Here is a 12,415-nt window from a genome sequence, read left to right on the forward strand (position 1 = left end):
GGAGGGGTTGGGGAGGGGTTTAAATGCCACATTCAAACATCACCCCCAAAACCCGCGACACGGCAAAACGCCTTCGTCGTGAACTGACGAAAGCCGAGGCCGCGATGTGGGACATGCTGCGCGATCTCAGGCCTTATGGCGCGAGATTCAGGCGTGAGACGCCTATCGGTCCCTATATCGCCGATTTCGCCTGGCTTTCAGCAAGACTGATTGTCGAAGTCGACGGCGACAGTCACGAGACGGTCGAGGGCCGCCGCCACGACCTTGCCCGCGATGCATTCCTGCGCAATCAAGGTTTCAACGTGCTGCGCTTCGACAACGCTCAAGTGTTGGACGGCCCTGACTACGTGTTCATCACCATCGAAAAGCACGCCGCTCCATTTTTGAAGGAGCGCGTAGCGTGAAACCCGACACCCTCAAAAACAAGGTCGTCCCCGTCACCACCATCCTGCTCGTCCTCATCGCCATCTGGTATTTCGCCGCGGTCCTGATGAACGCGCCGTTCCAGCGCGACATGGATAGCCGTGCCGGCGCCACGCCGACGACCATCGAATTCATCGGCAAGACGCTGGCGCAGCCGAAGCCGATCTTGCCGGCACCGCATCAGGTGGCGCAGAATGTCTACGAGAACACCGTGCTGCGCAGCCTTTCGAGCAACCGCAGCCTTGTCTATCACAGCTGGGTGACGCTCTCCTCGACTCTGCTCGGCTTCGGCTTCGGCATGCTGCTCGGCATCCTTCTTGCCGTGCTGATCGTGCACAATCGCGCCATGGACCGCTCGCTGATGCCCTGGCTGGTTGCGAGCCAGACCATACCGATCCTCGCCATCGCGCCGATGATCGTCATCATCTCCTACAATGTGCTGACCGGCGACAATGCGCTCGCCCATCTCCTGAACCTCGATTCCGACGCCTCCCGCCTCGTCTCCAAGGCGCTGATCTCCACCTACCTCTCTTTCTTCCCCGTCGCCGTCGGCATGGTGAAGGGATTGCGGTCGCCTGAGATCATGCATCTCGACCTGATGCGCACCTATTATGCGAGCCCCATGCAGACCTTCTGGAAGCTGCGCGTCCCGGCCTCGATCCCCTTCCTCTTCACGTCGATGAAGGTCGCGATCGCCGCAAGCCTCGTCGGCGCCATCGTCGGCGAACTGCCGACGGGGGCCGTTGCCGGCATCGGCTCGAAGCTGCTTGCCGGCTCCTATTACAGCCAGACCATCGATATCTGGGCAGCACTCGTCGCCGGATCGCTGCTGGCCGGCATCCTGGTGGCGATCGTCGGCCTTGCCGCCAAGATCGTCGACCGCGCCATGGGCGGGAGGCCGGCATGAGACATCTGACCTTCTCCTGGCAGGGCGTAACCGCCCTCCTCCTCTGCCTTGCAGCGCTGATCAGCCTGCCGCTGCTGGCCGACGGCGCGGCGCAGCCCTTCACCGACGGCACCGCCAGCCTCGTCTTCACCATCGTCATCGCCGCCGCCCTGCTGTCCTTCGCGCCGCAGCCGCCGGCCTATCGTGCCACCGTTCTGTTCATCGGCGCACATGGCGCCGCCTGGATGCTGCTTTCCGCGCTCTCGGGCAACGAGGGCATGGCGACGCGGGCATTCTTTCTGCTGCTCTTCGCCTGCTGGCTGCTGGCTTGGCGATGCGTCACCGAGCTGTCGAAACAGCAACCCGTTACCGCCTTCGGCAAATCGACGCTCCAACTGCTGATCCCGGCGATCTTCGGTGCCTGGATCCTTATCCTCTGGGAGGCGGCAACGCGCGGCGCCGGCATTCCTTTCATCATCCTGCCGCCGCCGAGCGCCATCGGCGCCCGCATCATGACCTCCCTGCCGATCCTCGGCGACGACGTCAGGCAGACGATCTTCAAGGCTGTCCTGATCGGTTATGCCGTCGGCTGCCTTGCCGGTTTCGCCGTCGCCGTACTGGCTGACCGCATCACCTTCCTGCGCCGCGGCCTTCTGCCGATCGGCAACATGGTGTCGGCCCTGCCGATCATCGGCGTCGCTCCCGTCATGGTCATGTGGTTCGGCTTCGACTGGCCTTCGAAGGCCGCCGTCGTCATCATCATGACCTTCTTCCCGATGCTGGTGAACACCGTCGCCGGCCTTGCCGCCTCCGGCAACATGGAGCGCGACCTGATGCGCACCTATGCATCGAGCGATTGGCAGACGCTGCTCAAGCTCAAGCTTCCGGCAGCCATGCCCTTCATTTTCAACGCACTGAAGATCAACTCGACGCTGGCGCTGATTGGTGCCATCGTTGCCGAATTCTTCGGGACGCCGATCGTCGGCATGGGCTTCCGCATCTCCACCGAGATCGGCCGCATGAATGTCGACATGGTCTGGGCGGAAATCGCCGTTGCGGCGCTGGCCGGCTCGATCTTCTATGGCGTCATCGCCCTGACGGAACGGGCGGTGACGTTCTGGCATCCGTCTATCCGTGGTGGCTAGGCGCGCGCGGGCTTCGCAAACGGGGTCCGGGCATAACTTCAGAGGGTAAGGACAAGAAAATGAAGAAGTTGATGGTTGCAATGATGGCGGGCGCCATGTCGCTTGCAGCGGCCCATGCGATGGCCGCCGACAAGGTGGTTCTGCAGCTGAAATGGGTCACGCAGAGCCAGTTCGGCGGATATTATGTCGCCAAGGACAAGGGCTTCTACAAGGAGGAAGGCCTCGACGTGGAGATCAAGCCGGGCGGTCCCGATATCGCCCCTGAGCAGGTGATCGCCGGCGGCGGCGCCGATGTCATCGTCGACTGGATGGGCGGCGCTCTCGTTGCCCGCGAAAAGGGCGTTCCGCTGGTCAATATCGCCCAGCCCTACCAGAAGTCAGGCCTGGAAATGATCTGCCGTAAGGACGGGCCTGTTAAGACCGAGGCCGATTTCAAGGGTCACACACTCGGCGTCTGGTTCTTCGGCAACGAGTACCCCTTCTTTGCCTGGATGAACAAGCTGGGCCTTTCCACGGACGGCGGCCCGAACGGCGTCACCGTGCTGAAGCAGAGCTTCGACGTGCAGCCGCTTGTCCAGAAGCAGGCCGACTGCATCTCGGTCATGACCTATAATGAATACTGGCAGGCGATCGATGCCGGCTTCAAGCCGGAGGAACTGACGGTTTTCAACTATACCGAGATGGGCAACGACCTCTTGGAAGACGGCCTTTATGTGATGGAAGACAAGCTGAAGGATCCGGCCTTCAAGGAGAAGATGGTCAAGTTCGTCCGTGCCTCGATGAAGGGCTGGAAATATGCGACCGAAAACCCCGATGAAGCCGCCGAGATCGTCCTGGACAATGGCGGCCAGGACGAAAACCACCAGAAGCGCATGATGGGCGAAGTCGCCAAGCTCGTCGGTGACGGCTCCGGCAAGCTGGACGAAGCGCTCTATGCCCGCACCGCAAAGGCGTTGCTCGATCAGAAGATCATCAGCAAGGAGCCCTCGGGCGCCTGGACGCACGACATTACCGACGCTGCGTCCAAGTAATCGCGGCAACATTGCGAGGGAAACGCGCGGGGAAGATCTCCGCGCGTTTCGTATTTTTCCCGCTTGCACGAAAAATCACCCTGCAACTGTCGCATTTGTCCGGGCTCAAACGTCATTGCGGTAGAGGCAGGATCAATCATCGTCATGCTCGCATAACCCTTCGGTGATTGATTCAGGTTCTGATGGTAACTATTATCGCTCATGGGGAATTGTTTTCTGCCGGGCTTGCATATCGAGCAAATCGATACCAATTAGAAGCCGATTTGCCGATGAGGGATGAAGACGGCAAATGATGTGCGGATACCCTTGAGAATGCAGGAAAGGCAGTGGCCTGGTCGCGAGCTGAAGGACAGACGCGCGAGTTCGGCCAACCTTGTTACAGGATTGGACGACGACGCATGGCACGCAGGCCGATTGGAATTTTAGGCGCATCCACCCTTTTTGCGGCGGCACTGGCTGCATCCACTGCATTTTCGCAGGAAGCGCCAGTCGCAAAACCGCAGCAGAACCTGCCGGCGATCGTCGTTACCACGGCGACGAACCGCACTCTCGTCGACCGTGTCATCGGCACGGGAACGGTCAAGCCCGTCGAGGAGGTCTATATCCAGCCGCAGGTCGAGGGCCTGTCGATCCGCACGCTGAAAGCCGACGTCGGCGACAAGGTTCAGGCCGACAGCACATTGGCGACGCTCAACGATGACGCGCTGGTCCTGGAGAAGAGCCAGATGATGGCGACGAAGGCCAAGGGCGAGGCAAGCCTCGCCCAGCTGCGCGCGCAGCTCATCGAGGCCCAGGCCAACGCCGAACAAGCCAGGCAGCAGCAGGCCCGCTCCCAGGAAATGGGCAAGAAGGGCACGGTTTCCACTGCCCAGGTCGAACAGGCCGATGCAACCGCCGCCGCGGCCAATGCCCGCGTCGTCTCCGCCGAACAGGCGATCGAGGTCGCCGAAGCCGATCTGAAGGTCTTCGACAGCCAGATCGCCGATGCCGATCTGAAGCTCGCCCGCACCGATGTGAAGACGCCGGTCGCCGGCACGATCGCCGCAAAGAACGCCAAGGTCGGCGCCATTGCCGCCGGCACCGGTGACCCGCTGTTCACCCTGATCCGCGACGGCGATATCGAGCTCGTCGCCGAGGTCGCCGAAAGCGACATCGTCAGGATCGTGGCCGGCCAGAAGGCGACGATTTCGCTTTCCGGCAGCCGCGAGAAGCTTTCCGGCGCAGTGCGCCTGGTGTCACCGACCGTCGATCCGACCACCCGCCTCGGGCTCGTTCATATCTCCATCGACGATGACAGCAAGGCGCGCTCCGGCATGTATGGCAGTGCCGAGATCATCGTGCGCGAGACCCAAGGCGTATCGCTTCCCCTGACCGCGGTCTTGACGAGCAATGAAGGCTCCTCGGCCCGCAAGGTCGAGGATGGTGTGGTAAAATTCGCCAAGATCGAGACCGGCATCCAGGACGGCGCCTATGTCGAGATCATCAATGGATTGAAGAGCGGCGATGAGGTCGTGGCCAAGGCGGGCGCCTATGTCCGCGACGGCGATCACATCACGCCGGTGCGTGAACAGCCCTCGGCTTCCAACTAAAGAGACCATCCGATGAATTTTTCAGCCTGGTCCATTCGAAATCCGATCGCGCCGCTGCTGGCCTTCTGCCTGTTGATATTCATCGGCATCCAGTCCTTCAACACGCTGCCGATCACGCGCTTCCCGAACATCGACGTGCCGCTGGTTTCGATCAGCGTGACGCAGAGCGGCGCTTCGCCGGCCGAACTCGAAATGCAGGTGACGAAGGAAATCGAAGACGCGATCGCCTCGATCACCGGCATCGACGAGATCCAGTCGACGGTGACCGACGGCAGCTCGCAGACCAACGTCATGTTCCGCATGGAAGTGCCGACGGAACAGGCTGTGCAGGACGTCAAGGACGCGATTGATCGCATCCGCAGCGATCTGCCGGCGACGGCCGAAACGCCGATCGTTACCAAGGTCGACGTCGAGGGCCAGGCGATCCAGACCTTCGCCGTTTCCTCGCCCGCCATGTCGCTCGAAGAACTCTCCTGGTTCGTCGACGATACGGTCAAGCGCGCCCTGCAGGGCCAGGCCGGCATCGGCCGCGTCGACCGCTACGGCGGCGCGGAGCGCGAAGTGCGCATCGAACTCACCCCCGCCAAGCTCGATGCCCATGGCATCACCGCGGCAAGCGTCAACCAGCAGCTGCGCGGCACCAACGTCGACCTCGGCTCCGGCCGCGGCCAGGTGGCCGGTAGCGAACAGGCGATCCGCGTTCTCGGCGATGCCCGCAATGTTGCCGAACTCGCAGACACGACGATCGCGCTGCCGAACGGCCGTTTCGTCAAGCTGTCCGACCTCGGCGTCATCAAGGACACTTATGAAGAGCCGAAATCCTTCTCGCGCTTCAACGATACGCCTGTTGTCACTTTCGGCGTCTTCCGTTCGAAGGGCGCCAGCGAGGTCAGCGTCGCCGAAACCGTAGCGCAGAGCCTCGACAAGGTCAGAAGCGAAAACCCGAATGTGAAGATCGAGATGATCGACGATTCGGTATATTTCACCTACGGCAACTACGAAGCCGCCATCCACACGCTGCTCGAAGGCGCGCTGCTCGCAGTCATCGTCGTCCTGCTCTTTCTCCGGAACTGGCGCGCGACCCTAATTTCGGCGATCGCGCTGCCGCTGTCTGCGATCCCGACTTTTTGGGTCATGGACATGATGGGCTTCTCGCTGAACCTCGTCAGCTTCCTGGCCCTGACGCTGGCGACCGGTATCCTTGTCGACGATGCGATCGTCGAAATCGAGAACATCGCCCGCCACATCAAGATGGGCAAGACACCCTACCGGGCGGCGATCGAGGCGGCGGATGAAATCGGCCTTGCCGTCATCGCCACCACCTTCACCATCATCGCCGTCTTCGTGCCGGTTTCCTTCATGCCGGGCATTCCGGGCCAGTACTTCATCCAGTTCGGCCTGACCGTCGCCTTCTCCGTCTTCTTCTCGCTGATGGTGGCACGCCTCATCACCCCAATGATGGCCGCCTATCTCATGCGCGCCGAAGACGGTGTCGACGACCATCACGACAATGACGGTCTGCTGATGAAGGGCTACACGCGCCTGATCCGCGGCACGACCGGGCATAAATATTCGCGATATCTGACACTATTCGCGGCGGTCGCCTTCCTCGTTGGTTCGGTTATGCTGCTGATGAAGGTTCCGGGTAGCTTCCTGCCGCCCGAAGACGCCTCGCGCATTGTTCTCTCCGTCGAACTGCCGCCGAATGCGCGGCTTGACGATACCGAGAAGACGGCGGACGCGATCTATGACAGGGTCAAAGATATCAACGGCGTCGAAAGCGTCTTCGTCCTCGGCGGTGCCTCGCCGAAGGGTGATCTCGAACTGCGCCGCGCGACGATCACGCTGGCACTCCACAAGCTCGACCAGTCGCTGGTCAAGAAGGTGGTCAACGACGTGCTCGGTGACATCCCGGTCATCGGTCCGATGCTGCCGAAGGTGGAAGTCCACGGCCGTGAACGCCCGCAATGGGATATCGAAAAGGAAGTCTTCGCGAAGGTGCGCGACATTCCCGACGTCCATATCCTGAAGCTCAACGACCGCGGCGAACGCGACCTCTCCTTCAACTTCCTCTCCAAGAACGAGAAGGATCTGAACGAGGCCGTCGGCATTCTGGAATCCAAGCTCCGCGCCGACCCGCTGCTCGCCAATGTCAGCGCCGACGGCGCCCTGCCCCGTCCGGAACTGCAGGTCTACCCGCGTAAGGATGAGGCCGCCCGCCTCGGCATCACGCCGCAGCAGATCTCCGAGACGATCCGCGTCGCCACCATCGGCGATGTCGATGCGGCCCTTGCCAAGATCTCGCTCGACGATCGCCAGATCCCGATCCGGGTGCAGGCGGCACTCGACATGCGCCGCGATCTTGCGGCCCTCCGGGCATTGAAGATCCAGACCGCCAGCGGCGGCACCGTTCCGCTCTCGAGCGTCGCCAATATCGACTATTCGGAAGGCGTAAGCTCGATCAAGCGCAACAACCGCAACCGTGTCGTCTCTATCGGCTCCGATCTACCGCAGGGCGTGGCGCTCGACACGGCTTCGGCCCGCTTCCGCGAGATCGTCGAGGCGGCCAACATCCCGGCCTCCGTACGCCTTGCCGAAAGCGGCGATACCAAGGTGCAGACAGAGATGCAGCAGAGCTTCGTCAACGCCATGTTGATGGGCCTGTTGCTGGTGCTGACGGTGCTGATCCTGCTCTTCAAGGATGTGATCCAGCCCTTCACCATCCTGTTCTCGCTGCCGCTTGCCATCGGCGGCGTCGCGGCGGCTCTGATCATCACCAGCAATCCGCTGTCCATGCCCGTCATGATCGGCATTCTGATGCTGATGGGTATCGTCACCAAGAACGCCATCCTGCTCGTCGATTTCGCGATCGAAATGCGCCATCAGGGCATGGCCCGTGTCGAAGCTATGGTCGAAGCCGGCCGCAAGCGCGCCCGGCCGATCATCATGACCTCGATCGCCATGTCGGCAGGCATGCTGCCTTCCGCGCTCGGCGTCGGCGAAGGCGGCTCCTTCCGCGCGCCGATGGCGATCGCAGTGATCGGCGGCATCATCGTCTCGACGGTGCTCTCGCTCGTCGTCGTGCCCTCCTTCTTCCTGATCATGGACGATCTCTCCCGCCTGCTCGGATGGATGTTCGGCCGCATGGTCGGCAGGAAGGACGAGGAGGAACTGCCTCTGTCGCCCGAGGATCTCACCCGCGTGACCCGCGAGAACCGCAGCGACATCGATGCGCTGGACGAGCGCCTGACGGCGATCGAAAAGCCGGAAGGCAAGCGCAAGAGTGCCAAAGGCAACGACACCAACGTTCTACGGCTGCCGCCTTTCGCAGCGGAATAAGCAAGATCCAGACAATGAAACGGGCCGGGAGATTACCCCCAGCCCGTTCGTTTTGCCGTTTTCGCTGCTGCGGCAGGTCCGACCGCTCAGAGCCCGCCCTGCTCCCTGAGGAAATTGACGATCGAACTGATGCCGTCGCCGCGCTTCATGTCCGAGAAGACGAACGGGCGGCTCGCGCGCATGCGCGTCGCATCCCGGTCCATCACCTCGAGATCGGCGCCGACATAGGGCGCCAGATCCTTTTTGTTGATGACAAGCAGGTCGGACCGGGTGATGCCGGGCCCGCCCTTGCGCGGGATTTCCTCGCCCTGGCAGACGGAGATCACGTAGATGGTGATATCGGCAAGATCCGGCGAAAAGGTCGCCGCCAGATTGTCGCCGCCGGATTCGATGAAGACGACGTCGAGATCGGGTATGCGCTCGTTGAGGCCGGCGATCGCCTGCAGATTGATCGTCGCATCCTCGCGGATGGCTGTATGCGGGCAGCCGCCGGTTTCGACGCCGACGATCCGCTCCGAGGGCAAGGCCTGCATGCGCACCAGCGCCTCGGCATCCTCGGTCGTATAGATGTCGTTGGTGACGACGGCGACGGAATAGTCGTCGCGCATCGCTTTGCAGAGCTTTTCCGTCAGCGCCGTCTTGCCCGAGCCGACCGGCCCGCCGATCCCGACGCGCAGAGGTCCGTTCCTTGATTTCATGTGTTTCACTCCAATCGAACCGGATGATAGCGACGGCGGCGGCGCGCGCCACCGTCAAATGACGCAGTTTCTGCGAATAATTGACATCCTCACGAGCGGAACAACCGCGTCGCCTGCGTCTCGTGGCGCAGGCTGGCGATATCGGCCTGCACGGTCGCCGATCCGAGATCGTCGAGCGACGACGCTGCCGCCCGTCGGGCAACCTCCGCAATGTGCTCTTCAAGGCCGGCCAACAGGGCAACACCGTCCCTCTGCCCGGCAACGCCGAGGCGGATACCGGACGAAACCGCTTGCGAGGCATAGGCGTGCAGGAAGACTGCGAGCACCTGCTCGGACCCTATGCCATGCGCACCGGCAACCGCGCCCACCGCGACGGGATAAGCGGTCTTGCCGGGCAGCCTCTCGAATACTTCGTCCGGCCAAGCCCGCGCCGCTGCGAGGAAGGCGTCACCGAGCAGCATGGTTTCCTGATGGCGCTCACGCGATCCGGCAAGAGCCTCGGCCAGAGCGGCGGTTTCGGCAAGGCGCCCGGCATCGGCCTGTTGCCTGTGGCTCTCGGCCAGAAGCACCGCATCATTCCAGACGGCACCATGGCCAATCAGAGTGCCGATCCAGTTTGCAAGCGAAGCAGCATCGACGACGAGCCCATCGGCCACTGCCCGCTCCAGCCCACCCGAATAGGCGAAGCTACCGACGGGAAAGGCCGGCGAGAGCCACGCCGTCAGGCGCAGCAATGCCTGCAGTTGGCGATCCCCTGTCATCGCGCCTCAATCGTGCTTGTGGCCGTGATGATGCCCGTGACCGTGGTCGTGATCGCAGCTGTGATCATGCTGGTGGTCGTGGCCATGCGCGTGGCCGTGATCATGTCCATGATCATGGCTGTGAGCGGCATGGCCGTGATCATGCGCATGGCCGCCATGGGAATGATAGGCTCCGCGCGCGGGTTGAAAGGGTTCGTCGATCTCCAGCACGGTGGCGCCGAGGCCCTGCAGCATCGAGCGGATGACATGGTCGCGCAGGATGACGATGCGGTGTTCCTCGATCTGGGCGGCAAGATGACGGTTGCCGAGATGCCAGGCGAGCTCGACGAGATGCGTGCGGTCGCGTCCGCGAATTTCGAAGAGTTTCTCGTCGGTGGCCAGAATCTCGATCAGCTCCCCATCCTCGCGCACCAGCAGGTCGCCATTGGCGAAGAGCACCGGATCCTTGAGATCGAGCATGACCATCTCGCCATTTTCCAGATGCAGCAGCTTGCGGCGCAGATGGCGCAGATCGTGCGGCAGCTTGACCTGGGCGGTCGGATGGGAGGACGGGGTACCGGCGGGAAGATAGGAAGTGACGCGCTGCATGATATGTCCGTTTTGCTGAGACGAACATGCAAAATAGTCTTTCCCGATGCAATCACCAATGGCCTTTTGCTCAGACCGGGGCGTTTATATCCCGTAAGCCTGCATCACGTTGTCGCTCTCAGCTCCCCTGCCCTTGGCATCGACGCCATTTTCGACGAGCCCGTGCTAGGCATGATGCAGGCCTTCCCGTTCATGCACGACGCGATTGCGCCCGAGCGCCTTGGCGAGGTAGAGCGCCCGGTCCGCCGAGGCATACACCGCCTGCTTGCTGCGCCCGGCGGCGAGATCGGCAACGCCGCCGGAAACCGTGATGCGGATATCGTGCCCCTCGGCCGCGATGGCACCGCTTGCGATCCGTGCTCGCACCCCTTCGATGCGTTCCATCCGCGCCTCCAGCGGCTCGCCGGAGACGATGACGCCAAACTCCTCCCCACCCAGCCGTGCAATGACGGACATTTCGTCGAAGGCGGATATGAGCATGGCCGAGACCGCGATGATGACGGCATCGCCGCAGGCATGGCCGAAACGGTCATTGATCGCTTTGAAGCGGTCGACGTCGAAAATGACAAGCGAGGCATTGCCCTCGGTTTTGTCGAGCGCCTCCGTGAAGGCGCGGCGGTTCAAGAGGCCGGAGAGCGTATCCGTGCGGCTGAGCTTTTCGAACTCCGCTCGCGAAACTGTCAACTCATGCATGGTAAACCCAGCGGTCAGCGACAGCATGCCGCAAACCGTGCCGCCGACAAGCCAGGAAAAAACGGCACCGAAGCCGATCGCATGCGAAAGGCTCACCGGCAGCAGCCCGAAAAAACCGAGTGGCGGTATCGTCAGTGCGAGGATGGCGCCTGAAAGAATGACGGCAAGAAAACTCATCCTTAACGCAAAGAGATAGACGTTCCTGCGATATTGAAAATCGCCGAAACCGGCCTGCAGCGACATCCAGCTTCTCATGAGAATCGACCTTCCTGCCCGGGCGTTTCACGGCATTGATAAGAGCCCAATTGCTGCGGGTGTCTTAATCGACTCGTTAAAATTCGAACGGTTTTGGACGATTTGACGGACAGATTTTTTCTAGCAGGGGATGCAAACATCCGATCCCTGAATGGGACAGCGCGAGTAGACGCCGAGATAATTGATATTAAACGCTTTTTTCCAGTTGGCCAGCGCGCCTGTTCCGGAATGGTTACCTGTGGAAAACGGCTCCCTATCGATTTTTACAACCAGACGGCGATCTCCGTTCACAATTCCGTTTACACCGGGACCGGTCCACAGCTGCATCAATTGTAGACACTGGCGGATAATCGCAATGATTGTGGAAGCGGGTTCCATAAGCCGGCTCGAAGCCCGGCCGAACGGAGTGCTGCAGCAGTCCAGGTGTTGCAGCCGAAGAGGGCGTTGAAATATCCCTTGGCCTCGAAGAACCGGTCGATCTCGCCGTAACCTGCGTTTGAGATCAGCTTCACCTCGCCCGCATCGCGGACAAAACTATCCGAGATGAAGCTGCGCAGCCGCGCCAATTGTTCGTCGCTGATATCGAAGGCCATAACGGCCGGCTGCGGCTCGGTGATATGACCGGCGAGATCCACGTGCAGCACCGAACGGTCGATCGTCAGCGCCCGCAGCACCGGCAGCGGCTTCAGCTCCGACCAGGTCGGCGTTTCCAGATAGAAGGCGCGGCCGCCCCAGCCAATGACGAGCCATTCCGCGTTCGGATGGCCGAGCGGAAAACCGGGATCGTCGAGGAAGGAAAAGGCCGCCCGCGTTTCCTCGTCGAGCGGAATGGCAATATCGGTATGGATCGCTCCCGACAGAAGCAAGATCCGGTGGGACGCCGCCGCGGACGATGCTTCGACCGGCGCAATCAGCGGCCGGGGAACGAAGGTTCCGGCCGTCGCCAGAGCAACGACCAGCAATACGATCCGCAACAGCCAGCGGATGCCTTTTTTCATCGGAACCGT

The 12,415-nt window shown here is 61.8% G+C and carries 10 protein-coding genes and 1 pseudogene; 6 read left to right on the forward strand and 5 right to left on the reverse strand.

The window, feature by feature from the left end:
• Positions 1-23: 23 nt before the first annotated feature.
• The 6 genes from K6M89_RS12195 to K6M89_RS12220 all read left to right on the forward strand — a co-directional run bounded on the left by K6M89_RS12195 (position 24) and on the right by K6M89_RS12220 (position 8,413).
• Positions 24-404 (forward strand): endonuclease domain-containing protein, encoded by a 381-nt coding sequence (locus tag K6M89_RS12195; RefSeq protein ID WP_222139606.1) that lies wholly within the window; start codon positions 24-26, stop codon positions 402-404.
• Positions 401-1,330: an ABC transporter permease gene (locus K6M89_RS12200; protein WP_097581931.1), complete on the forward strand. Its 930-nt coding sequence runs from the start codon at positions 401-403 to the stop codon at positions 1,328-1,330. Before K6M89_RS12195 ends, K6M89_RS12200 begins: the two co-directional genes overlap by 4 nt.
• Positions 1,327-2,454 (forward strand): ABC transporter permease, encoded by a 1,128-nt coding sequence (locus K6M89_RS12205; protein ID WP_097581933.1) that lies wholly within the window; start codon positions 1,327-1,329, stop codon positions 2,452-2,454. The genes K6M89_RS12200 and K6M89_RS12205 overlap by 4 nt, the downstream gene beginning before the upstream one ends.
• 59 nt (positions 2,455-2,513) lie before the next feature.
• On the forward strand, positions 2,514-3,485 hold the full coding sequence (locus K6M89_RS12210; RefSeq protein ID WP_222139607.1) for an ABC transporter substrate-binding protein: 972 nt from the start codon (positions 2,514-2,516) through the stop codon (positions 3,483-3,485).
• 398 nt (positions 3,486-3,883) lie between these two features.
• A complete protein-coding gene (locus tag K6M89_RS12215; protein WP_222139608.1) occupies positions 3,884-5,074 on the forward strand; it encodes an efflux RND transporter periplasmic adaptor subunit in 1,191 nt (396 codons plus the stop codon).
• 12 nt (positions 5,075-5,086) lie between these two features.
• On the forward strand, positions 5,087-8,413 hold the full coding sequence (locus K6M89_RS12220) for an efflux RND transporter permease subunit (RefSeq protein WP_222139609.1): 3,327 nt from the start codon (positions 5,087-5,089) through the stop codon (positions 8,411-8,413).
• An 86-nt stretch (positions 8,414-8,499) separates the two neighbouring features.
• On the opposite strand, the gene ureG is transcribed toward K6M89_RS12220, so the two are convergent.
• From ureG to K6M89_RS12245, 5 genes and pseudogenes are all read right to left on the reverse strand, one after another.
• Positions 8,500-9,111, reverse strand: coding sequence for an urease accessory protein UreG (ureG, locus tag K6M89_RS12225; protein WP_038690830.1), 612 nt, complete (start codon positions 9,109-9,111; stop codon positions 8,500-8,502).
• Positions 9,112-9,200: 89 nt separating this feature from the next.
• Positions 9,201-9,872 (reverse strand): urease accessory protein UreF, encoded by a 672-nt coding sequence (locus K6M89_RS12230; RefSeq protein WP_222139610.1) that lies wholly within the window; start codon positions 9,870-9,872, stop codon positions 9,201-9,203.
• 6 nt (positions 9,873-9,878) lie between these two features.
• A complete protein-coding gene (gene ureE / locus K6M89_RS12235) occupies positions 9,879-10,460 on the reverse strand; it encodes an urease accessory protein UreE (RefSeq protein ID WP_222139611.1) in 582 nt (193 codons plus the stop codon).
• 84 nt (positions 10,461-10,544) lie between these two features.
• A pseudogene (locus K6M89_RS12240) lies at positions 10,545-11,408 on the reverse strand (GGDEF domain-containing protein).
• Positions 11,409-11,734: 326 nt separating this feature from the next.
• Positions 11,735-12,406, reverse strand: coding sequence for a TIGR02117 family protein (locus K6M89_RS12245; RefSeq protein WP_222139612.1), 672 nt, complete (start codon positions 12,404-12,406; stop codon positions 11,735-11,737).
• Positions 12,407-12,415: the final 9 nt, after the last annotated feature.

The organism is Rhizobium croatiense (genome assembly GCF_019793465.1).
In the GTDB taxonomy this organism is placed as follows: Bacteria; Pseudomonadota; Alphaproteobacteria; order Rhizobiales; family Rhizobiaceae; genus Rhizobium; species Rhizobium croatiense.

Bases quoted from the DNA above. Each gene is read 5' to 3' on its own strand.
- K6M89_RS12195 (WP_222139606.1), top strand. From the start codon at position 24: ATGCCACATTCAAACATCACCCCCAAAACCCGCGACACGGCAAAACGC.
- K6M89_RS12205 (WP_097581933.1), top strand. From the start codon at position 1,327: ATGAGACATCTGACCTTCTCCTGGCAGGGCGTAACCGCCCTCCTCCTC.
- K6M89_RS12210 (WP_222139607.1), top strand. From the start codon at position 2,514: ATGAAGAAGTTGATGGTTGCAATGATGGCGGGCGCCATGTCGCTTGCA.
- K6M89_RS12215 (WP_222139608.1), top strand. From the start codon at position 3,884: ATGGCACGCAGGCCGATTGGAATTTTAGGCGCATCCACCCTTTTTGCG.
- K6M89_RS12220 (WP_222139609.1), top strand. From the start codon at position 5,087: ATGAATTTTTCAGCCTGGTCCATTCGAAATCCGATCGCGCCGCTGCTG.
- ureG (WP_038690830.1), bottom strand. From the start codon at position 9,111: ATGAAATCAAGGAACGGACCTCTGCGCGTCGGGATCGGCGGGCCGGTC.
- K6M89_RS12230 (WP_222139610.1), bottom strand. From the start codon at position 9,872: ATGACAGGGGATCGCCAACTGCAGGCATTGCTGCGCCTGACGGCGTGG.
- ureE (WP_222139611.1), bottom strand. From the start codon at position 10,460: ATGCAGCGCGTCACTTCCTATCTTCCCGCCGGTACCCCGTCCTCCCAT.
- K6M89_RS12245 (WP_222139612.1), bottom strand. From the start codon at position 12,406: ATGAAAAAAGGCATCCGCTGGCTGTTGCGGATCGTATTGCTGGTCGTT.